Below are 20256 nucleotides of genomic sequence, written 5' to 3'. Positions count from 1 at the left end.
TTCACGCGCGCTCCCGTCGGGGGCAGGTTCGTTCCCACACCAGCAGCACGGCGGTCACCAGCGCGAAGCCGAAGAGGAAGTCCTCGACGGGGATGTCCCACGGGAAGCGCCAGCCGGTGATGTGTTCGGGGGAGTAGCGGACGATCGGGTCGGACAGCTTGGTCAGCCAGCCGTCCACCGGGATCTGGAACGCGGTCACGATCGCCATCGAGATCCAGTACGCGGGCCGCCGGAACAGGCCCGTGCGCAGCAGGCGGAGTTCGAGCAGCACGACGACGGCCACCGCGGCGACCGCGGGCACGGTGTAGCCCCAGGGGATCACCGGCGGGCCTCCTTCCGGGCGAGCCGCCTGACCACCGCGATGGTGAGCTGGACGCCCTCGTAGGTCAGCAGCCCGCAGATCGGGATGACCACGAAGAACAGGATCTCCTCCAGCGGCACGGCGAACGGGGCGCGGAGGCCGGTGACGTGCTCGGGCGCGTAGTCCCAGACGCCGCCGGCGATCGCCAGCACGTCCCAGACCAGGAACACGAGCGCGACCGGCAGCACCGCGCGCGCCAGCCGCCGGGGCTGCCGGTAGACGCGCGCTCCCGCGAGCTCCAGCGGCAGGGTGACGAGCACGCACGCGGCCAGCACGACGAGGTATTCGGCCTTGCCCACGTCAGTTCACCGCCACCGGGAGCGCCGGGGCGGGGTGGCGCCGCCGGGCCCACTGCGTCCGCGCCACGGCCCCGCACGCCACGGCCAGCCGCTGCCCGCGGGAAACCGCCGCGCGCCCGGCGAAGACGTCGTGGCCGGCGGCTTCGATGCGGTCGAGGATGCCGCCGTACAACCGGGCCGCGGTCGCCACGCACGGGCGGGAAACCGGGTGCAGCATGGCGATGCCCGGCCGGGCTTCGGCGTAGATCTCGCGGGTGACGGCGATCTGGGCGCGGATCGCGGACCGCACCTGCCGATCGGCCCGGCCTTCGCGGGCGCACCAGGCCAGCCGTTCGCGGTCGACGCCGTCCGCGGCCAGCTCGTCGGCGGGCAGGTAGACGCGGCCGCGGCCGAGGTCCTCGGCGACGTCGCGCAGGAAGTTGGTGAGCTGGAAGGCTTTCCCGAGCGCGGCGGCCCGCGGCTCGGCTTCCGCGCGGGGCGCGACCGTGCCGAGCACGGGCAGCACCTGCAGCCCGATCACCTCGGCCGAGCCGTGCACGTAGGTGTCGAGCTCCGCGCGGGTGGCGTAGCCGGTGACGGTCAGGTCCATCCGCATCGAGGTGAAGAACGCCTCGAAGTACGCCTTGGCGAGCGTGTAGCGGGCCGCGGTGTCGATCACCGCGGTCAGCAGCGGGTCGTCGCTCGCCCCGGCGTCGAGGTCGGCGAGGAAGTGCTTCTCGACCTCGTGCAGGCGGAGGTCGAGCGTCTCCGGGGTGGCGTCGTCGTCCGGTTCGTCGACGATGTCGTCGAGCCACCGGGCGAAGCCGTAGAGCGCGTGGATCGCCGGCCGCTGCGCCGGGGTCAGCAGGCGCGTCGCGAGGAAGTAGGTGCGGCCGTGCCGGGCGTTGAGCTCGCGGCACCACGTGTAGGCCGCGCGCAGCCCGGGTTCACGGATGCCGGCGGCGTCGAGTTCGCGTCGGGTCATCGGGTCCCTCCGGTGATCCGGTCGGCGGCCAGTCTGCCGGAGATGAGCACGGTCGGCACGCCGACGCCGGGCACGGTGGCGCCGCCGGCCAGGACGACGTTGTCCGTGCCGCGGGGCAGGTTCCGCGGCCGGAACGGCCCGGTCTGGCCGAAGGAATGGGCGTAGCTGAACGGCGTCCCGGCGACCAGGCCGCGCTCGGCCCACTCGGCCGGTCCGAGCACGTAGGTGAAATCCGGGGTGAAACCGGGAAGCAGCCGCGCACGGGCCACGTCGAGGACCTCTTCGGCGTAGGAATCCGTTGCGGTGGCCCAGTCCGCGGGCCCGCGGTCGAGGTTGGGCACCGGGGCGAGCACGGAGTAGAGCTGGCGCCCGGGCGGGGCGAGCCCGGGATCGGACGCGGTCGGCCGGGTGACGAGCAGCGAGGGGTCGCTCATCCGCCGCCCCTGGGTGATGAGCTCGTCGAAGGTCGACCGCCAGCCGTGGCCGAAGGAGATCGTGTGGTGCGCGGTTTCGGGCTGGGTGGCCGGACCGCCGGCGTGCACGACGACCGCCGACGGCGCGGCCCGCAGCGGCACGGGCCGTCGTGGCCGCCGGCCGAGCAGCCGGTGGCTCTCGGGCAGTTCGGTCGTCAGGACGACGGCGTCGCACGGGTAGCGCGCCCCCGCGGCGGTGCGGACGGCGGTGACGCGCGAGCCGGTGCGTTCGAGCTCGCTGACGGCGTCGCCGTAGCCGAACTTGACCCCGGCGCCGGCCGCGACGCGGGCGAGCGCCTGCGGCAGGGCCGCGATGCCGCCCGGCGGGAAGTACACCCCGCCGACGGTGTCCATGTACGAGATCACGGCGTAGAGGGCCAGCGCCCGCATCGGCGACTCGCCCGCGTAGAGGGCTTGGAAGGTGAACACCCGCTTGAGGCGTTCGTCGCGCAGGAACCGGCCGACCTGGCCGTCGAGCTGCCGGAACCCGCCCAGCGCGACGAGCCGGGCGAGCTCCGGCCGGAGCATGCCGAGCGGGGAGTCGATGTTCGCGTCGATGAACCGGCCGAACTCGGCGCGGTACAGGCGGGTCAGCCAGTCGCGCAGCCGGACGTACCCGGCGGCCTCGGCCGGGCCGGCGAAGTCACGGACGGCGTCGGTCATCGCGGCGGCGTCGGTGTGCACGGGCAGGGTGCTGCCGTCGGCGAACTGCGCGACGTACGCCGGATCGAGCCGGGTGAGCGGGAGTTCCGCGGTGAGGTCGGCCCCGACGGCGGCGAAGGTGTCGCGCAGGATCGACGGCATGGTCAGCACGGTGGGCCCGGTGTCGAGCAGGTAGCCGTGCCGTTCGACCCGCCCGGCGCGCCCACCGGGCCCGGGGTCCCGTTCGAGGACGGTGACCTCCCGTCCCCGGCCGGCCAGGTGCAGGGCGGCGGCCAGGCCGGACAGCCCGGCCCCCACGACGACGACGCGGTCCACCGGTCCCGGGACGGTCCTCATCGGTCCCGCTCCGCGCCGGTGCAATGAACGACTCTTTCATGACGTCTGATGTCATGAAAGAGTCGTTCATGACGTTCGGACCCGCTGCCACGCCCGCCCGTCATCGGTCCCGCTCCGTGCACCGCGCCGCGAGGGCCGTGAGCAGGTCGGCGGCGTGGCGCGGGACGACCGCCGGGTCGATGGCCGCGAGGGCCTTGTCCGCCCGTTCGCGGATCAGCTCGCCCAGCCGGTCCCTCGCCCCGGTCGCCACGATCAGCTCCCGCCAGCGCGCGACGGCTTCGTCGTCCACCGTCTCCAGCTCGACCAGCTCGGCGAACTCGGTCTGGCGCCGCCGGTCGGCCATCGCCGCGGCGAGCACCACCACGCTGGAGGCCTTGCGGTCGCGCAGGTCCTGGCCGGCCGGCTTGCCGGTGACCGCCGGGTCGCCGAACACGCCCAGCAGGTCGTCGCGCAGCTGGAACGCCTCGCCCACCAGGCCGCCGAACTCGCCCAGCCCGGCCAGCAGCTCGGGGCCGCAGCCGGCCAGTGCCGCCCCGAACTCCAGGGGACGGCGGACCGTGTAGTTGCCGGACTTGCGGCGCAGCACGTCGAGCAGGGTGTCCCAGCTGGGCAGCGCCCTGGCGTCGTTCACCAGGTCGCCGAGCTGCCCGACGGCCAGTTCGGCACGCATCGCGTCGTAGTGCGGCCAGCCGCGGGCCAGCTGTTCGGCCGTCAGCCCGCTTTCGCGCAGCAGCTGCTCCGACCACACGAGGAACAGGTCTCCGAACAGGATCGCGGCGGACTCGCCGAACCGCCGTGCCGAGCCCGCCCAGCCCTGCTCCTCGTGCCACCGGGCGAACCGGAGGTGCAGGGCGGTGCGGCCGCGGCGCAGCTCCGAGCCGTCCATGACGTCGTCCTGGGCCATGGCGAAGCAGTGCAGCAGTTCCAGCGCGGCGGCCGCGCGGATCGCGGCGCCGGAGTCCGGCTGCCCGCACCGCCACCCGACGTAGGCGAACAGCGGCCGGAGGCACTTCCCGCCCGCCACGAACTCCGGGACGGCCGTTTCGGCGAGCGCGCCTTCGCTGCGGCCGGAGAAGTGCTCCTTCGCCCGCGCGGTCACGAACCCGTGCGCCTCGGCGAGGCAGCGACGGCTCAGCGCGTCCAGCTGCTCGGCGGGGGCCACTGCTGTGGTCGTGGTCATCCGACGCCCCTCGATTCTCGGCACTCTCTGCACGATCGGCCTATTCGAATCGCAACCGTTTCACAACTGCGGTAGCTTGTCCACTTGAACGCAGTGAGCTCGGCTGGTCCCGCCGCGAATCGATGCACAGCCGGACAAACGACCTTCCTGTGGTCGGGACGGCGATGCCACACCCGTCCCGGCGGGTCCGTCAGGTCACCCCTCGGCCGCGGGCCCCGCACCCGGCGGCGCCCTGTCTGCACCCGGGCGTCGCCGGGTGTCCGTCGGACACGCGTAGCCCGCGGCGAGCCGGATAATCTGTGGCGTGGGTCACAAATGGTCATTCGGACGGCGCGTCCGGGCGTGCCGTGGGGGTCCGGCGGGTGCCGGATGCCGTATCCGTGGAAGCGGACAGGGCCTGGCTTGGAAGAACGTGGTGGTGATGGACGTCGACGCGGTCAGCGGCCGGGACGGGCCCCGGCCCGGCGGTGCGTGGACGCCCGGCAAGGTCGCCGAACTGCTCGGCGTCTCGCCGGTGACGCTGCGGACCTGGGCCGCGCGGTACGGCGTCGGCCCGACGCTGCGCGACGACGGGCGGCACCGGCGCTACTCCGACGCCGACGTCCGCCGGCTGCAGTACATGCACCGGCTCATGGACCGCGGGATGCGGGCCAGGGAGGCCGCCGCGGCGGCGTTTTCCGGGGCCGGCGAAGCGGTCCCCGAGCTGTCCGCCGAACGGCACGCCGAGGAGCTCGTGCGGGCCGCGGAAGGCCTCGAGTTCGCGGCGCTGGCGGCACTGCTGGACGAAACGCTGGACGCCCTCGGCCCGGCCGCGGCCTGGACCGAGGTGCTCGTCCCCGTGCTGCGCCACCTCGGCGGCCGCTGGCTGCGCGGAGACGTCTGCTTCGCCGCCGAATGGGCCCTGACCGGGGAGATTTCGCTGGCCCTGCAGCGCTACAGCGCCGGGTTCGCGAACACCCCGCCGGGCCGGGCGGTGCTGCTCGCGTGCTGCCCGGACGAGCGGCACAGCCTGCCGATGGAGGTGCTGCGGGCCGCCATGGTGGAGGTCGGCATCCCGGCGGTCCACCTCGGCCAGCTGGTGCCGGCCGAGACGACCGTCGCGATCGCGGCCAAGCTCGACCCGGTCGTGGTGTTCCTGTGGTCGATGTCCGCCGCCACCGCCGACGACCTGCTCGCCCGGCGGCTGCGGCGGCGGGGTTTCGACGTCGCGACGGCGGGGCCGGGCTGGGCGGACCTCGTCGAGCGGGACACCCCCTGGGTCAACGACCTGCCCGCGGCGCTGGAGCTGGCCACCGAACGCCTGAAGGCCTGAACCCCGCACCCGAGCGGCGGGCAAAGCGTTGCGGAACCGCTCCAGATGCCTGAGGATGACTCGCGTGCCGGCCGTCCCGGCCGGCCGGGACAGGCGGGAGCGCAACCGGTGGACCTCAAGCGGCAGGTGATCGAGCGCTGGCCGGCGCGGTGGCCGGTGCAGCCGTTCCGGGAACCGGCGTGGGCCCGGCAGGAACCCACCTACGCCGCCTGCAGCCCCGCGCTGATCGAGGCGGCGGTCAAGCGGGCGGGCGCCCGGCCGTCGGGCAACTGGTACGTCTTCGCCGCGGCTCGGGACATCCGGGCCGACCGGCCCTTCGGAGCGCGGGTAGGCGGCCGAGAGCTGGTCGCGTGGCGCGGTCCGGACGGCGGGCTGCTGGTCGGCCCGGGCGCGTGCCCCCACCTCGGCGCGCCGCTGGACCAGGCTCGCGTGCACTGCGGCGAGCTGGTCTGCCGGTGGCACGGCCTGCGCGTCGGCGCGGGCCGGCCCGGCTGGACGGCGCTGCCGTCCTTCGACGACGGCGTCCTGGCGTGGGTGCGCCTCGACGGCGCCGGCGGCGAACAGCCCACCGAGCGGCCGCTCGTGCCGGCCCGCCCGGCTGGGACCACGGTCGACGCCGTCGCGACGCTGACCGGCGTCTGCGAGCCAGAAGACGTCGTCGCCAACCGCCTCGACCCGTGGCACGGCGCGTGGTTCCACCCGTACTCGTTCGCCCGGCTGCGCGTGCTCTCGGCTCCGCAGGGCGTCGACGTCGCGGAAGCCGACGACCGGTTCGTGGTCGAGGTGACGTTCCGGCTGGCGGGCAAGCTCGGCGTCCCGGTGCTCGCCGAGTTCACCTGCCCGGGCCCGCGCACCGTCCTGATGACCATTGTGGACGGTGAGGGCACCGGCAGCGTCGTGGAGACCCACGCGACCCCGCTCGGCCCGGACCGCGACGGCCGGCCCCGCACGGCGGTGATCGAGGCGACGATCGCCGCCTCCGGCCGGCCGGGGTTCGCCGCGGCGGCCCGGCTGGCACCGGCCCTGCGGCCGCTCATGCGCCGGGCCGCCGCCCGGCTGTGGCGGGACGACCTCGCCTACGCCGAGCGCCGCTACGCCCTGCGCGAAGACCGCCCCTGAAGAACGCCACTGACGGAAGTCCGCGTTCTCAGGATCCTGCCAGGCGGATGTGGCTAGCTTGGCGTGGCCGGGACGGAGCCGCCGTTCCCGCAGCGGGGTGGGGGGCGCGTCATCGACGTCAAGGAACGGGCAGCGGTCCGCCGTCCGCGGGCGGGGCAGGCGCTGACCGGGTGGCTGACGCGGCCGCTCGCGTCGTTCCACCTCGTGCTGGCCCTGACCGGGATCCTCGGGCTCTTCGGGGCCGTGATGGTGCTGAGCGCCTCGTCCGTCTCCTCCTACGACCCGAGCACCGGCGGCGGCCAGTACGACATGTTCTTCAAGCACCTCACGTACCTGGTACTGGGGTCCGGGGTGTTCTGGCTCGGCCTGCGCCTGCCGCTGCGGAAGATCCGGGGGCTGGCGAGCAAGGCGATGGCCGTGGCGCTCGGCATGCTGGTCCTCGTGCTCACCCCGCTGGGCTCGGCGGGCGGCGGGGCGCAGCGCTGGTTCGTCATCGCCGGGCAGTCGGTCCAGCCGATCGAGTTCGCCAAGCTCGCGCTGGTGTTGTGGGGCGCGCACGTCCTGGTGGCCAAGGAGCACCTGCTGCACCGGTGGCGGCACCTGCTGGTGCCCGTGGTCCCGGTGACGCTGCTGATGTTCGCGCTGGTGATGGCCCAGCCGAACCTCAGCGGCACGATCACCCTCGGCGTCGTCATGCTGGGCCTGCTCTGGTTCGCGGGCATCCCCGCCGGGCTGTTCGCGGCACTGGTGTCCGGCGCGGCCGCGGGCTTCACCGTGCTCGCCCTGTCCGCGGACTACCGGCTGGGGCGCGTCCTGACGTTCCTGTCCGACTCGCCGGGCCCGGACTCCGGTGCCTACCAGACGACCCAGGCGTTGTACGCGCTCGCCGACGGCGGGGCGTTCGGCCGCGGGCTCGGGCAGGGGAGCGCGAACTGGGGCTACCTGCCCGGCGTGGCGAACGACTTCATCTTCGCGCTCGTCGGCGAGGAGCTCGGCTTCGTCGGCTGCATCGCGGTGATCGCGCTCTACGCCGGCGTCGCCATCGTGGGGACGCGGATCGCGCGCCGGGCCCTCGACCCCTGGATCCGGCTCGTGGCGGGCACGCTCACCCTGCTGGTGGTCGCCCAGGCCGCGATCAACATCGGGTACGTCGTCGGCCTGCTGCCGGTCACCGGCGTCACGCTGCCGCTGATCTCCTACGGCGGTTCGTCGCTGCTGGTCACGCTGGGGATGCTCGGGATCCTCGCCAACTGCGCGCGCCACGAGCCCGGCGCCCCTGACCACCCCGGCGTCACGCGGTCGCGCGGGTGACCAACGAGACGGGCAGCGAGATGCGGTCGGCGGTGTCGGCCAGCAGGGCCCGGACGAGGGTCTGCCCGTGGTCGTACTTGTCGATCCGGACGGTACTGAGCGGCGGGCTGAGGTAGGCCGACAGTTCGAGGTCGTCGAAGCCGACCACGGCGCAGTCCCGCGGGACGGCGCCGCCGCGCGCGAGCACCGCCTGCACCGCCCCGATGCCCATCAGGTCGTTGCCCGCGAAGATGCCGTTGACCTCGGGCCGGGCGTCGAGGAGCCGGTGGGCCGCGGCCGTGCCGCCCGCGATGGTCGGCGGCCCCGGCACGATGCGCGCCGAGACGTCGCCGAGCCCGTGGGCGGCGCACGCGGCGACGAAGGCGAGCCGCCGCTCGTCGGCCGCGACGCCGACCGGGCCGGCCAGCATGCCGAGGCAGGCGTCCGGCCGCCGCGCGAGCAGCTCGACGGCGGCCGCGGTGCCGCTCGCGAAGTCGTTGCTCACCGAGGCCGCCACGTCCGGCGGCAGCTGCCGGTCGGCGACCACCAGCGGGACCGAGCGCGCGTAGCCGGCGAGGACGTCGTCGGGGAGGCCGTAGAAGAAGCCGACGACGCCGCGGGCGGAGCGGGCGAGGGCGTCCTCGAGGGCGTCGCGTTCCCGGCCCGGGTCGGCGTCGGTGTTGTACAGCACGACACTGCACCCGGCCGCCGCGGCGGCGTCGTACACCCCGCGGGCCACGGCCGGGTAGAACGGGTTCGCGATGTCGGAGACGATCAGCGCGATGACGTCCGACCGCTGGGTGCGCATGCCCTTCGCCAGCGCGTTCGGCCGGTACCCCAGCCTGCTCGCCGCGGCCAGCACGCGCTCCCGGGTGTCCGGGGCGATCTCCGGCAGGTCGCGCAGGGCCCGCGAGACGGTCTGCCGACCCACGCCGGCCTCGCGGGCCACGTCCTCGATGGTCACGCGCTTGACCCGCGGCAGGTGTCCGTGTCCGGGCACGCCGTCACCTCCTCCCGGGCTCCGCCGCCGAGCCTAGGGGGCACCGCGGGCCGAGGGTCAGCGGGCAGTGCAGGCCAGTTCGGCCAACGGCTGGACGGTGCCGGTCACGACCGCACCCCACGTCGTCGTCGCGCCGGGCGACAGGCTCCCGTTGTAGGACTGGTTGACCGCCTGCACCTGCCGGCCCGTCTGCGCCGGCACGGCGTTCCACGAGTTGGTCAGCTGCTGGCCGCCCGCGAAGGAGAACGCCGTCGTCCAGCCGGTCAGCGCGGCCGAGCCGGTGTTCCTCACCGTGAACTCCAGCTGGTGCCCGCCGGTCCACGACGACGTGACCGCGGACGTCACCGCGCACGACGCCCCGGCCGGCGTGGTGGGCGTGGTGGGCGTCGTCGTCGGTGTGGTGGTCGGCGTGCTCGTCCCGGTCGTGTAGCTGATGGCCGTGTAGGCGGCCGCGCACCCGGACAGGCACTGGTCCGGCAACGTGAAGCGATAGACGCGGCCGTCGTTGACGAGCGCGTCGCTCGCGTCGCGGACCCGGATCGCGTACGCGGTGCCCGCCGTGGCGGTCGGTCCGATGAGGAAGGCCTGCCCGAGGTCGCTGTCCGGCTGGGCCTGCTGCCAGGTGCCGTCCGCGCCGAGGAACTCCACGCCGTGGACGCCGTTGGGCAGGTGCGACACGGCGACGGCCGTCCAATACCGTTGTGAGCCTTGGAGGAAGCCGAGTTTCAGGTCGCCGGTGTAGCTCGGGGCGGGCACGTAGGACCACGAAACCCGCCGGTTGTTCCAGTGCGCCGGGTTCATGTCCCCGACCGGGACGCCGTTCTTCACGAACCGGTTGAGCGACGCCGTCGACAGGTCGAGGTGCCCGGGATCGTCGCGGCACCAGGCGTTCGCGTCGCCGCAGCTGTCGGCCACGACCATGGTCAGCTGGGCGCCGGCGTACCCGTCGGTCACCCAGGACCCGTTGCGGCAGAACGGTTGTCCCGCCGCGCCGTCGTTGACGCCGGTGCAGTAGTCGCCGATGGTGACCTGCACGAACCGCCCGCAGTTGCGGCCGTTGTCCCACAGGCCGATCTTCGCGGCCTGCGCGGGCGGGATCGGGCGCGGGTAGAAGCTGTAGTCGCCGGGGGTGTTGTAGACGTTGAGGGCGACGAAATCGGGCGAGTCGAGCATGTCCTGCGGCAGGCCGCAGCCGCCGTAGGGCGCGCCGAGCGCGTCGAAGTGGGTGGCGTTCCCGGTGATCGGCGCGACCGGCGCGGCCCCCGACTGCCACGGCCACAGCACGGAAACACCCACGACGAGCACGGCGATCACGGCGAGCACGGCCGGGCGCGCGGCTTTCCGGCGGGAGGCGGATCCCATGGACTCTCCTTCCGCCCTTCTTCGGCCGCAGGCAGGCGGAAGCGCCCCCGGCGGCGTTGTCTGGAAGCGCTCCCAGAGTCCTCCGCGCACCCGCCGTTTGTCAATCACGTCCGTGCCCGGTCGGCCGTCCTCGGGCCGTGCACAGCGATCCGGCGACGTTCGAGAAGCTCGCTCGTCCCTGGCCGTGACCGTCCGGCGTCAAGGCCGCCAGGCCGGGTCCCGGCCGAGGAAGCCGACCAGCTTGTCCTGTGCCGAAGCGTCCTCGTCGACCGGCACGGCCGGGCCGAACTGACCGCTGTCGCGCAGCATCTGCTCGATCGGGCGCAGCGCCGTCAACGCCTCGGCGCAGCGCTGCTCGCCGAGGTCGATCTCGCGGCCGAGTGCCCGGGCGAGGTCCCACGAATGCATCCAGACGTCCGCGGTGTAGAACTGGTCGAGCGCCTCCTCCACCGGCCGGTCGCCGGTGTTCGGGTTGCTGAGCACCCGCCCGGCGGGGTCGTCGAGGATCGCCTGGATGTCGGCGACGTGCTGCTTCCAGGCGCCGGCCGGATCCTCGTCGACGGCCAGGGCGGGCAGTTCGATCCCGGCGCCGCGGAGGAAGCCGCGCGGCCACTCGACGAGGTGGCGCACGACGTCGAGCGCCGTCCAGCCCGCGACCGGGGCCGGCCGCGTCCAGTCGCCGGGCGCGGCCGAGGAGACCAGTTCGGTGAAGCGGGCGGCTTCGGAGACGTGGTGCCGAGCCGGTGACGTCATCTCAGGCTTCCTTCGCGAGCAGGGCGTCGAGCTTGACGTAGCCCTCGTTGACCCCGACGTCCATGCCGCTGGCCAGCATGGCGTCCCGGGTCGCGAAGTCCTGCACCACGCTCAGCATCCGCAGCCGGGTGCGGCCGCCTTCGAGTTCCTCCAAGGTCAGGATTTCCAGGGCGACGCCGTCGGGTTCGCCGTCGTAGGTGAACGTCGAGACGATCCGCTCGTCCGGGCGCACCTCGTGGAAGCAGCCGTGGAACGTGGCGAGCTCCTCGCCGTCGCGGTCGTTGGCGAAGGCCCATTCGCCGCCGGTGCGCGCGTCCCACCGGGTGATCCGCGTCGTGACCGAGTGCGGCCCGATCCACTGCGCGTACAGCTCGGGGTCGACGTGCGCGCGGAACACCTGCGCGGGCGGGGCGTCGAACTCCCGGACGAGCCGGATGGCCGGGACCTCGTCGTCGGCCAGGATCTCGGTGTCGTACTTCGCCATGGTCATGATGCGTCCTTCCGGGAGCGCTTGGTTTCGTCGGTCATGCGGCCCAGCAGGGCGTCGAGGCGCCGGTAGCGCTCCTCGGCCTGCCGCCGGTACCGCTCGATCCACTTGGTCATCAGGTCGAACACCTCCGCGTCCAGGTGGACCGGACGGCGCTGGGCGTCCTTGCTGCGGGTCACCAGGCCGGCCTCTTCCAGCACCTTCACGTGCTTGGAGACCGCCTGGAGGCTCATGTCGTAGGGCTCGGCCAGTTCGCCAACGGTCGCGTCCGCGCCGGCCAGGCGCGCCACCAGGTCGCGCCGGGTCGGGTCGGCCAGTGCCGCGAACACCCGGTTGAGCCGCTCGCTGTCTTCGTCCACCGGTCTTCCTCAACTCTTCGGTTGAATACGACAGTAGAGCGAGCCCCGGGCGTTGTCAACCGAAGAGTTGAGAACGGGTGGGGCCCCGGTTTCGGAGCCCCACCCGGGCGATCAGAAGCTGTCCGCCGTGCTGATGCGGCTCTTCACCAGCGCCCCGGACGCGGTCAGCCGCCCGCTGCCGTAGTCGCTGCCCGCGCAGGTGCCCGGCGTCAGCGCGGCGCTGCTTTCGTCGGCGTCGGAGTACGTCCAGTTCGCGTAGCCGATGCGCAGCTGGTCGAGCAGGTCAAGCCAGGCCGTGGTGCCGGCCTGGTCGAGCGTGCCACCGCCGGTGGCGGTGACCGTGCCGAACTCCGTGACGAACAGCGGCAGCGTCGCCGCTGCCCGGCTCACCGTGGCGCGGTAGTTGTCCTTGTGGCTGGCGGCGTAGAAGTGGAACGCGTACATGATGTTCGTGGCGTTGACGGGGTTGTTCACGATCTCGGTTTCGTTCGACCCGTCGGAGACGCCGAGCGACGACCACCCCCGCGTGCCGACGATGACGACGGCGTCCGGGTCGGCGGCGCGGATCACCGGGATGACCTGCTCGGCGTAGGACTTGATGCCGCCCCAGCTGACGCCGTTCGGTTCGTTGGTGATCTCGTAGATGACGTTCTTCTTCGCCGCGTTGCGCGCGGCCACCGCGGCGAAGAAGGTCTTGGCGCGGTCGAGGTTGTAGTTCGGGTCGCCGGGGGTGAGGGTGTGGAAGTCGATGATCGCGTACATGCCGCGTTCCTCGGCTTCGCCGACGAGGGTGTTGACCCGGTCGGTGAACCAGGCCGGGTTGGTCTCGTACCCCTTTTCCTGCACGTACATGGAAATCCGGAGCAGGTCGGCGCGCCAGTCCCTGGCGAGGGCGTCCAGGGACGCGTCGTTGTAGCAGGAGTTGAACCACTGGAGCCCGTGCGTGCTCATGCCGCGCAGCTGGATCGCCCGGTTGGCTTCGTTGCACAGGTGGACACCGCAGACGTGCAGCTGCCCGTTGGCCGCCAGCGGCGTCCCGCCGGGCGACGGCGTGGTGGTGGTGGGCGTCGGCTCCGTGGAGCCGGTGCAGGCGACCCCGTTCAGGCTGAACGAGGTCGGCACCGGGTTGGCACCGGTGGTGGTCCCGGTGAACCCGAGATCGGCGGCGGCCCCGGTGCCCAGGGTCCGGTTCCAGTCGACGTTGGCGGCGGTCGCGGTCGTGCCGGACTGCGACCAGGTGGCGTTCCAGCCCTGGGCCACCTTCTGCCCGGCGTCCGGGAAGGTGAACCGGAGCGACCACCCGGAGACGGGATCGCCGAGGTTGGTGACCTTGACGCCGGCCTGGAACCCGCCCTGCCACTGGCTGGCGACGGTGTAGTCGACCCGGCACCCCTGAGCGGCGGCGGACGCCTGGGGCATGGCCAGCACCGCGGTGCAGCCGAGAACCGTCGCACCGGCCAGTGCCAGTGCAGCGATGGAGCGCTTCATCGAACTCCCTTTGGTCCGTGTTCGAATGTTTCACCGGCTGGGAGCGCTCCCAGAGATGAGAACATCCGGGGTCGGGGGACGTCAAGGGCTGGGGTGCGATGCGGCTTGCAGTGCTGGGAGTCGCTGAGGTTGGCGCGGGCGGCGCGGGGGAGGGGTGGGCAGTCGGGCGGCGAGGGCGGGTGCCGTGACGCGAGTGTGCCGGGGCGGGTGCTGCGGCGCGAGTGTGCTGGGCGGTGCCAGCCAGGCGTGCAGCGACGCGAGTGCGCCGGCCGGCGAGAGCGGTGTTGCGGCGCGAGGGTGCCGGGCGGGTGCCGCAACGCGAGTGCGCCGCGCGGCGAGGGCGGTTGCCGCGGTCATCCCGCACGCGCCGTCGCCGAGCGAGACCGCCGTCCACAGTGGACCGCCTCAGCCCTCGGGTTCCCCCTGGAGCGCCCGGTTCAGGCGGCGGGCTTCGTGGAGCTGGTCTTCGAGCGACACGATGCGGCAGGCGGCGTCGATGGCCGTGCCCTCGTCGACCAGCTCACGCACGCGGGCGGCCAAGCGCAGCTGGTGCCGTGAATAGCGCCGGTGCCCGCCGGCCGAGCGCTGGGGGGTGATCAGGCCCGTTTCGCCGAGGCTGCGCAGGAAGGCCTGGGTCGTGCCGAGCATGTCCGCGGCGCGGCCCATCGTGTAGCCGGGGTAGTGCTCGTCGTCGAACTTTCCGGGTGCTGCCGGTCTTTCCCCGTCGGGGATCATTCCACCTCCGCATCAGAAGGACCCCGATCGCCGAGTGGCGATCGGGGTCCTCGAAGGTTGGGTTTCACCATTTCCGGCCGGCGTGACCGCCGGCTTCCCGCGTCCGGCACAGCGCCGGATGACGCGGGGATCGCGCATCCGTGACCGAGCACCACCTCCGAACTCGATGGGCCTACGGCACCCGCGCGGCGCTACCGGGCCGCTGCGGGCGATCCCATGATGGTCCCGTTCCCTTCCTTCCTTGTCTCTCTCGGTACGCCCAGCACGTTACCCGCGGCCGCGGCGAATGTCTACCCTCGCGACAGGAGATTTTCTCGCTCGTTCGGGTGAAGACGACCCCGGTCCGGTTTCTGGCACAGTGGCCGTATGGGGGAGAACCGCGCTGCCGCGCTGCCCGCCGTCCGGGCCGTGATCCCGCCCGCGCCGGCCGCCGCGCTGGGGCGGCTGAAACTCGAGCCGGCACGCCGGCCGTTGCCCGGTTTTCCCGAGCCCGACGTGCTGAAGTCGTTGCGGGCGCTGCCCTGCGGGAAACGCGGTGGCTGTACCAGTCCCGGCCCGACCTCCTCGACCGGGTGGCGGACCTGACCGCCCGTCTCGTGGCCGAAGGAACCCCATCCGCCGAAGGTGACGAGGCGGCGATCGCGGCCGCGCACGGCGCCCACCACCTCGCGGTCGCCCTGGTGGTCGCGACCATCGTCGCGCGCGAAGCCGGCAGTCCCGGCGTTGCGGGCATCGTCGGGACGGCGCTCGGGGTCGCGGCGAGCCTGCTCCGCGAGGCGCCGATGCCCGACGGCTACTCCGCGGCCCTGCGGGAAAAGGAGCGGGCCGAGTATCGGCTGCCGCAGTCCGGGAGCACGTCTTCGCTTTGACCGAAGGCGGTTTCCCCGCCTACGGCCGCTTCGCGGACAACGGCCTCGCCGAACCCGCCGCCGGTGGCGTCGTCGTCCGCGCCGGCACGGAAAACGGGCTGGTCCGGGTCGGCGTCCGGGTGCTGGCCGAACCGCCCGCCACGGTGGAAACCGTGGGCTGGGAAGAGGTCGTCGACCTCAGCTGGCACGCGGAACGCGGCTCGGCCGGCGTGAGCGGCCACCGCGGGCGGGTGACGACGCCGCCGTGGCCCGGCGACTACCGCGTCCGCGTGCACGCCTACGGCCGCGACGACCCGGAGACCGAAAACCACGACCTCTGGATCTGGACGGCACCACCCGAGCCGCCGCGGGTGCACGCCCGGGCCGACCGCCTCGGCCACCGCCTGCGCGGCGAACCGGAACCGCCGGTGGTGGCGCGGCCCGAGGCGGCCCACCGCTGGATCGGCCGGTCCCGGCTGGCGGTCGCCGCGACGGTCACGGTCGCCACCCGGCCTGTCCGCCGAGGAGGTCATCCGTGGTCGCGATCGAGGAAAACGGCTCCTTCGGCTCCCGCACGCCCGTGCTCACCACCGCGTCCCGCGCCGGCCGGGCGGCGAGCATGTTCTGGAACGTCAACGCCGTGACGCGCCTGTCCTTCGCCCGCGCCGGCGAAGTCCTCGCCTCGTTCGAGCCGGGCCTGAGCGAGCCGTCCGCGGACGAGGAGGTCGTCGCGGCGCTGGCGGGGCTCGACTGGCGGGACCACCGCGACTGCACCGAAAAGGGCCTGGTCGCCGTCGAGCGGTTCACCGGCCGGGGGCTGTCCGCCGAGGACCTGGCCGAGTTCGACCGGCGCGGCGTGGCCTACCGGATCAGCGACCGCGGTTGACGGCGCTGATGTCGTCCTGGAGCCGTTCGCGCAGCGGCGAGTCGGCGTCCCGCGGCGCCGGTGTCGCCGGCTGGGACGGCTCGCCCGCCGGGCCCGGCACCGGGTAAACCTGGTGCTCGCCGGGCAGCGGCACGCCGGGGCAGATGGTGGCCGCCGGCCGGGCGGTGCCGAGGAAGAAGCCGTTCACCAGTTTGTCCACACAGGAATTGCCGCTCACGGCGTACTGGCCGTGGAAGGGCGAATCCGCCACCGAGATCATCGGGATGCCGGCCGCCCGCGCGCCCGCCTCGGCCTGCTCGTACCCGGTCTGCGGATCGAACTCGCCCTGCACCACCAGGATGTTCTTCGCGGCGCGCGGCGAAAGCCGCGGCAGCTGCTGCCGGGGCGCGTCGGACCAGAAGCCGCACGCCTCGCTGAGGCCGTACGCCCAGCCGAACAGCGGGTACGCCGGTCCCTGCAGGTCGCTGAGCAGCTTGTACCAGCTCGCCGTCCGCGTCGGCTGGTCGCCGCACGCCACGGCCAGCCGGGTGCCCGGGACGTCGGCGTAGTCGGGCTCCGGCGGGTCCGCGGCCACGTCGGCGGCGGTCAGCCGGTCCGCCGGACGGCCGAAGACGGCTCGCGAGGCCCGGTCGAGGTCGGCGCGCAGCGCGGCGGGCGGGGGAGTGGTCTTGCCGTCGAGCGCCGCCGCGCCCTTGGTGAGGATCAGGGCGCCGGTCAGCCACTGCCGGGCGCTGCCGTTGCCGACGAAGACCGAGTCGAAGACGTCCGGCGGCACGCCCTGCTCCTTGAAGAAGACGCGCAGCCGCTCCCACTTGGCCCGGACCTCTTCGGCGGTCCTGCCCAGCTGCTCCGGGAACCGGCGGGCCAGCCACGGCGCGTAGACGCGGTCGAACTGGCGCTGGTCGATCTTCGGGAACGCCTCGAACGCGGCCTGGAGGCGGCCTTCGAAGTTGACGCTGGAGTCGAGGACCAGCTTGCCGGCGCGGTCCGGGAACAGGGACGCGTACTTCGCCCCGAGCCAGGTGCCGTAGGAGAACCCGAGGTAGTTCAGCTTCTCGTCGCCCAGCAGCGTGCGGATCAGGTCCATGTCGTGCGCGGTCTGCCAGGTGGTGATGAACGGCGCGAGCGCGTCGCTCTGGCACGCCTCGGCCAGCACCCGCGGTGTCCGCTGGTGCAGTGCGATGCTGGCCGCCGAGCGGTCGCGGGCGTCGAGGTCGTCGTCCGCGGGCAGCCGCCCCAGCGGCACCCGGCACACGTAGCCGGCGTCGGTGCCGCCTTCCTGGCCGGTGCCGCGGGGGTCCATCCCGACGATGTCGTAGTGCTCGCCGACCGACGGTTCGAGGCCGGCCAGCGCGCCGGCGAGCGCGGTGCCGCGGCCGCCGGGCCCGCCGGGGTTGACCAGGATCGCGCCCTGCCGGGTGCCGGTGGCGGTCACGCGGCTGACGGCCACCTGCAGGTCGGTGCCCGCCGCCGGGTCCGCCCAGTCCCGCGGGACGGTGATCCGCGCGCACTCGGCCTGCTTGGGCTGGGCCCGCTGCTTGAACGGGCAGGCGCCCCAGGCGACTTCCTGGCCGCGGTACGGCGCGAGCGGGTCGGAGGTGGTCGCGGCGGCGGGCGCCGTGGCCGCCACCAGGACCGAGACAGCCACCGCCAGCCCTGCTCGGGACGTTCGCACCGCAGTTTCCTTCCTCACGCACCGGCCGGGCAAGATCAAAACACGGCGGGCGCGGGAGCAGCAGCACGAACACCGCGGCTCGCCGGAGGGTTCCTTCGATCCGGTGAACCCCGAAGGGGCAGGTCAGGTGCGGTACGGGCCGTGGTTGCCGAGATCGGGGCTGACCCGCGGCTGCGGGCCGTCCTGGCCGGGGACGGGGGTGACGGCAGGGCGCCACGCCGGGTCCGTCGCGGCCGGCTCGACGACCACCTCGGTGGCGGGCCGGACGTAGGTCTCGGTGCCGGCCTCCCGCTCCTGGAAGTGCTCCTCGACGATCCGGTCCTGACGGCGGCGGGCGAGCACGGCCAGCGTGAGCACGTGGGCCACGGCCATCAGCAGGAGGAAGATGCCGAGCCTGCCGACCAGCGCGGCCGTCGAGCCCGACCACTGCGGGCCGACCACCGAGAGCAGGGCGAGCACGCCGAACGACACCAGGTGGAAGACGGTCACCACCATCCACGCCATCGACCCGGAGCCCTCCCCGCCGTCCGGCCCGCTCAGGTAGCGACGGCCGCCGCGGTAGAGGACCTGGCCGTCGGCCACCACGAAGACCAGGCCGATGATCAGGAACCCGGTGAGGTCGTTGTCGGGCATGCGTCTCCTCCTCGTTTCCGGCGGAGTACCCGGCCGGGCCGCGGGCGGACGGCGGTTCACCGGAACGAGCGACGGTCGGCCGGCTCACACCGGGGAATCATTTCCGGCCGCCGGACGTCTGAGGGGGCGTGAAGAAGATTGGGTTCCTCTCGTTCGGCCACTGGTCGGCGGGCGCACACTCCGAGACCAGGTCGGCCGCCGACTTCCTGCACCAGTCGATCGACCTGGCGATCGCCGCCGAAGAGCTCGGCGTGGACGGCGCGTACTTCCGCGTGCACCACTTCGCGCGGCAGGCGGGCAGCCCGTTCCCGCTGCTGGCGGCGATCGGCGCGCGGACGTCGAAGATCGAGATCGGCACCGGCGTGATCGACATGCGCTACGAGAACCCGCTGTACATGATCGAGAACGCGGGCGCCGCCGACCTGATTTCGGGCGGCAGGCTCCAGCTCGGCCTCAGCCGGGGATCCCCCGAGCAGGTGATCGACGGCTGGCGCTACTTCGGCTACGCCCCGGGCGAGGGCGAGACGGACGCCGACATGGCCCGCCAGCACACCGAGGTGTTCCTCAAGCTCCTCGACGGCGAAGGCTTCGCGCAGCCGAACCCGCGGCCGATGTTCGCCAACCCGCCCGGGTTGCTGCGGCTCGAGCCGCACTCCGAAGGCCTGCGCGACCGCATCTGGTGGGGCTCGGGTTCGAACGCGACGAGCGTCTGGGCGGCGAAGCTGGGCATGAACCTGCAGAGCTCGACGCTCAAGGACGACGAGACGGGCGAGCCGCTGCACGTCCAGCAGCGCAAGCAGATCGAGGCCTACCGCGAGGCGTGGACGGAGGCGGGCCACGAGCGCGAGCCGCGGGTTTCGGTCAGCCGCAGCATCTTCGCGCTGACGAACGACACCGACCGCGCGTACTTCGGCCGCGACCGCCACTCCCGCGACCAGGTCGGCATGATCGACGAGAACACCCGCGCGATCTTCGGCCGGTCCTACGCCGGCGAGCCCGACGAGCTCGTGCGGCAGCTCAAGGAGGACGAGGCCATCCAGGCCGCGGACACCCTGCTGCTCACCGTCCCGAACCAGCTCGGCGTGGACTACAACGCGCACGTGCTGGAGAACATCGTGAAGCACGTGGCCCCGGAGCTGGGCTGGCGCTGACGAGGAGCGGCCCGGTGGCGGCCGGGCCGCTCGGTCAGCCGTGGGTGACCTTCAGGCCGTAGAACGCGACGCGGGCGCCCTTCGTCGTGCTGTCCGAAGAGGACTGGTTGTACGAGCCCGCCTTGAAGTACTGCTTGTACGGCTTGAACGACGCCGGGATGCCGTAGTGCGTCGTGCTGCCGTTGACCGTGAGGTCGATGGTGTTGCCACCGGAGATGCCGATCGTGTAGGTCCACGTCTTGCCCAGCGCCACGTGCCCGACGGTGTGCGGCGTCTGCCCGCCGTCGGGGGAGTTCTCCGTGCCCAGCACGATGTCCCCGCTCGCCCGGTAGTACAGCTCCAGCAGCGGTTTCGTCGACGAGCCGCCGGTGCCGAGGTGCACCTGGCCGACGCACACGTTCGACGTCACCGAGACCACGCGCAGGGTCGCGCTCAGCTTGTGCGACCCGCTCAGCGACCAGTTCGCCGCGGACCCGTCGCGGTTCATCTCGCGCAGCTCCGAGCGCGCGTAGTTCGAATTCGGCGTGGTGACGCCCTTCTCCGGCGCCCAGAAGGTCATCGCGCCGTCGCGGGTGTCGGTGTAGAAGTAGCTGTCCTGGAAGCCGTTCGGTCCCTGGAGCCGGGACGAGGAGATGGTCGTCGGCTTGCCCGGGGAGCCGACCGGTTCCTGCAGCTGCCAGACGGACAGGTCGAAGTTGCCGCCGGGGGCGACGGACGGGTCCGCCGCCAATGCGGGGGACGCGGTCGCCGCGGCCAGTGCCGGGACCGCCAGGAGGACGAGCAGGGCGCGAACACGCATCGTCGGGTGTCCTTTCACGGAGAAATGGTCTGGACAACCCGGCGGCGTGGGACTCACGGTAGGTCGGCGGTCACCCGATGTCA

23 protein-coding genes are annotated in these 20256 nt (G+C 73.1%); 8 read left to right on the top strand and 15 right to left on the bottom strand.

Features of this window, described 5'->3' with window-relative positions; translation table 11 throughout:
* Position 1: 1 nt before the first annotated feature.
* From BLW76_RS29860 to BLW76_RS29840, 5 genes are all read right to left on the bottom strand, one after another.
* Entirely contained in the window at positions 2–322 is a 321-nt protein-coding gene (locus BLW76_RS29860) for a lycopene cyclase domain-containing protein (RefSeq protein ID WP_091313576.1), read from the bottom strand.
* Positions 319–660, bottom strand: a complete 342-nt coding sequence (locus tag BLW76_RS29855) for a lycopene cyclase domain-containing protein (protein WP_091313574.1) — start codon at positions 658–660, stop codon at positions 319–321. The genes BLW76_RS29860 and BLW76_RS29855 overlap by 4 nt, the downstream gene beginning before the upstream one ends.
* A gap of 1 nt (position 661) precedes the next feature.
* A complete protein-coding gene (locus tag BLW76_RS29850; protein ID WP_091313572.1) occupies positions 662–1624 on the bottom strand; it encodes a phytoene/squalene synthase family protein in 963 nt (320 codons plus the stop codon).
* Entirely contained in the window at positions 1621–3096 is a 1476-nt protein-coding gene (crtI, locus tag BLW76_RS29845; RefSeq protein WP_091313570.1) for a phytoene desaturase family protein, read from the bottom strand. Before crtI ends, BLW76_RS29850 begins: the two co-directional genes overlap by 4 nt.
* Positions 3097–3196: 100 nt before the next feature.
* A complete protein-coding gene (locus tag BLW76_RS29840; protein WP_091313567.1) occupies positions 3197–4276 on the bottom strand; it encodes a polyprenyl synthetase family protein in 1080 nt (359 codons plus the stop codon).
* 421 nt (positions 4277–4697) lie between these two features.
* Here BLW76_RS29840 and BLW76_RS29835 point away from each other — a divergent pair, with 421 nt between their 5' ends.
* The 3 genes from BLW76_RS29835 (at position 4698) to BLW76_RS29825 (ending at position 8018) form a co-directional block, all read left to right on the top strand.
* Positions 4698–5588, top strand: a complete 891-nt coding sequence (locus tag BLW76_RS29835; RefSeq protein WP_091320024.1) for a MerR family transcriptional regulator — start codon at positions 4698–4700, stop codon at positions 5586–5588.
* Positions 5589–5696: 108 nt separating this feature from the next.
* Positions 5697–6707 carry a Rieske (2Fe-2S) protein gene (locus tag BLW76_RS29830; RefSeq protein ID WP_208613412.1) on the top strand — a complete coding sequence of 337 codons (1011 nt, stop codon included), beginning with the start codon at positions 5697–5699 and terminating at the stop codon, positions 6705–6707.
* A 111-nt stretch (positions 6708–6818) separates the two neighbouring features.
* Positions 6819–8018 (top strand): FtsW/RodA/SpoVE family cell cycle protein, encoded by a 1200-nt coding sequence (locus BLW76_RS29825; RefSeq protein ID WP_091320023.1) that lies wholly within the window; start codon positions 6819–6821, stop codon positions 8016–8018.
* Here BLW76_RS29825 and BLW76_RS29820 read toward each other — a convergent pair.
* From BLW76_RS29820 to BLW76_RS29790, 7 genes are all read right to left on the bottom strand, one after another.
* Positions 7999–8997, bottom strand: a complete 999-nt coding sequence (locus BLW76_RS29820) for a LacI family DNA-binding transcriptional regulator (RefSeq protein ID WP_091313561.1) — start codon at positions 8995–8997, stop codon at positions 7999–8001. The two genes, BLW76_RS29825 and BLW76_RS29820, sit on opposite strands and share 20 nt — an antisense overlap.
* A 57-nt stretch (positions 8998–9054) precedes the next feature.
* Positions 9055–10359, bottom strand: a complete 1305-nt coding sequence (locus BLW76_RS29815; RefSeq protein ID WP_091313559.1) for a cellulose binding domain-containing protein — start codon at positions 10357–10359, stop codon at positions 9055–9057.
* A gap of 198 nt (positions 10360–10557) precedes the next feature.
* Positions 10558–11112 (bottom strand): TIGR03086 family metal-binding protein, encoded by a 555-nt coding sequence (locus BLW76_RS29810; RefSeq protein ID WP_091313556.1) that lies wholly within the window; start codon positions 11110–11112, stop codon positions 10558–10560.
* 1 nt (position 11113) lies between these two features.
* A complete protein-coding gene (locus tag BLW76_RS29805; protein WP_091313553.1) occupies positions 11114–11602 on the bottom strand; it encodes an SRPBCC family protein in 489 nt (162 codons plus the stop codon).
* Entirely contained in the window at positions 11599–11958 is a 360-nt protein-coding gene (locus tag BLW76_RS29800) for an ArsR/SmtB family transcription factor (protein WP_091313550.1), read from the bottom strand. Before BLW76_RS29800 ends, BLW76_RS29805 begins: the two co-directional genes overlap by 4 nt.
* Before the next feature lie 111 nt (positions 11959–12069).
* Positions 12070–13446, bottom strand: a complete 1377-nt coding sequence (locus BLW76_RS29795; protein ID WP_091313547.1) for a cellulase family glycosylhydrolase — start codon at positions 13444–13446, stop codon at positions 12070–12072.
* Positions 13447–13851: 405 nt separating this feature from the next.
* Entirely contained in the window at positions 13852–14181 is a 330-nt protein-coding gene (locus BLW76_RS29790) for a helix-turn-helix domain-containing protein (RefSeq protein WP_091313544.1), read from the bottom strand.
* A gap of 366 nt (positions 14182–14547) precedes the next feature.
* Here BLW76_RS29790 and BLW76_RS49945 point away from each other — a divergent pair, with 366 nt between their 5' ends.
* The 4 genes from BLW76_RS49945 to BLW76_RS49930 are packed head-to-tail and all read left to right on the top strand — an operon-like array spanning position 14548 to position 15915.
* Positions 14548–14766: a hypothetical protein gene (locus BLW76_RS49945; RefSeq protein WP_244170370.1), complete on the top strand. Its 219-nt coding sequence runs from the start codon at positions 14548–14550 to the stop codon at positions 14764–14766.
* On the top strand, positions 14754–15050 hold the full coding sequence (locus BLW76_RS49940) for a hypothetical protein (protein WP_244170369.1): 297 nt from the start codon (positions 14754–14756) through the stop codon (positions 15048–15050). The genes BLW76_RS49945 and BLW76_RS49940 overlap by 13 nt, the downstream gene beginning before the upstream one ends.
* Positions 15047–15673 carry a hypothetical protein gene (locus tag BLW76_RS49935; protein WP_244170368.1) on the top strand — a complete coding sequence of 209 codons (627 nt, stop codon included), beginning with the start codon at positions 15047–15049 and terminating at the stop codon, positions 15671–15673. Before BLW76_RS49940 ends, BLW76_RS49935 begins: the two co-directional genes overlap by 4 nt.
* Complete coding sequence (locus tag BLW76_RS49930) at positions 15565–15915, top strand: DUF6461 domain-containing protein (RefSeq protein ID WP_341866507.1); 351 nt, start codon at positions 15565–15567, stop codon at positions 15913–15915. Before BLW76_RS49935 ends, BLW76_RS49930 begins: the two co-directional genes overlap by 109 nt.
* On the opposite strand, the gene BLW76_RS29780 is transcribed toward BLW76_RS49930, so the two are convergent.
* Both BLW76_RS29780 and BLW76_RS29775 read right to left on the bottom strand, forming a co-directional pair.
* The gene (locus BLW76_RS29780; protein ID WP_091313541.1) at positions 15899–17563 is read right to left on the bottom strand and encodes an alpha/beta fold hydrolase; all 1665 of its coding nucleotides are present in this window, start codon (positions 17561–17563) and stop codon (positions 15899–15901) included. The two genes, BLW76_RS49930 and BLW76_RS29780, sit on opposite strands and share 17 nt — an antisense overlap.
* Before the next feature lie 150 nt (positions 17564–17713).
* Positions 17714–18223, bottom strand: coding sequence for a hypothetical protein (locus BLW76_RS29775; protein ID WP_091313538.1), 510 nt, complete (start codon positions 18221–18223; stop codon positions 17714–17716).
* A gap of 128 nt (positions 18224–18351) precedes the next feature.
* Between BLW76_RS29775 and BLW76_RS29770 the strand changes: the two genes are divergently transcribed.
* Entirely contained in the window at positions 18352–19374 is a 1023-nt protein-coding gene (locus BLW76_RS29770) for an LLM class flavin-dependent oxidoreductase (RefSeq protein ID WP_091313537.1), read from the top strand.
* A gap of 34 nt (positions 19375–19408) precedes the next feature.
* On the opposite strand, the gene BLW76_RS29765 is transcribed toward BLW76_RS29770, so the two are convergent.
* Positions 19409–20173: a polysaccharide lyase family 7 protein gene (locus tag BLW76_RS29765; protein ID WP_091313534.1), complete on the bottom strand. Its 765-nt coding sequence runs from the start codon at positions 20171–20173 to the stop codon at positions 19409–19411.
* Positions 20174–20256: the final 83 nt, after the last annotated feature.

The sequence above is a fragment of the Amycolatopsis tolypomycina genome (assembly GCF_900105945.1).
GTDB classification, from domain to species: Bacteria; Actinomycetota; Actinomycetes; order Mycobacteriales; family Pseudonocardiaceae; genus Amycolatopsis; species Amycolatopsis tolypomycina.
The sequence above is the reverse complement of the archived record's forward strand: the minus strand, read 5'-3'. Positions and strand labels throughout refer to the sequence as shown.

Bases quoted from the DNA above. Each gene is read 5' to 3' on its own strand.
- BLW76_RS29775 (WP_091313538.1), bottom strand. From the start codon at position 18,223: ATGCCCGACAACGACCTCACCGGGTTCCTGATCATCGGCCTGGTCTTC.
- BLW76_RS29765 (WP_091313534.1), bottom strand. From the start codon at position 20,173: ATGCGTGTTCGCGCCCTGCTCGTCCTCCTGGCGGTCCCGGCACTGGCC.
- BLW76_RS29795 (WP_091313547.1), bottom strand. From the start codon at position 13,446: ATGAAGCGCTCCATCGCTGCACTGGCACTGGCCGGTGCGACGGTTCTC.
- BLW76_RS29850 (WP_091313572.1), bottom strand. From the start codon at position 1,624: ATGACCCGACGCGAACTCGACGCCGCCGGCATCCGTGAACCCGGGCTG.
- BLW76_RS49945 (WP_244170370.1), top strand. From the start codon at position 14,548: ATGGGGGAGAACCGCGCTGCCGCGCTGCCCGCCGTCCGGGCCGTGATC.
- BLW76_RS29815 (WP_091313559.1), bottom strand. From the start codon at position 10,359: ATGGGATCCGCCTCCCGCCGGAAAGCCGCGCGCCCGGCCGTGCTCGCC.
- BLW76_RS29790 (WP_091313544.1), bottom strand. From the start codon at position 14,181: ATGATCCCCGACGGGGAAAGACCGGCAGCACCCGGAAAGTTCGACGAC.
- BLW76_RS29810 (WP_091313556.1), bottom strand. From the start codon at position 11,112: ATGACGTCACCGGCTCGGCACCACGTCTCCGAAGCCGCCCGCTTCACC.
- BLW76_RS29840 (WP_091313567.1), bottom strand. From the start codon at position 4,276: ATGACCACGACCACAGCAGTGGCCCCCGCCGAGCAGCTGGACGCGCTG.
- crtI (WP_091313570.1), bottom strand. From the start codon at position 3,096: ATGAGGACCGTCCCGGGACCGGTGGACCGCGTCGTCGTCGTGGGGGCC.
- BLW76_RS29835 (WP_091320024.1), top strand. From the start codon at position 4,698: ATGGACGTCGACGCGGTCAGCGGCCGGGACGGGCCCCGGCCCGGCGGT.
- BLW76_RS29805 (WP_091313553.1), bottom strand. From the start codon at position 11,602: ATGACCATGGCGAAGTACGACACCGAGATCCTGGCCGACGACGAGGTC.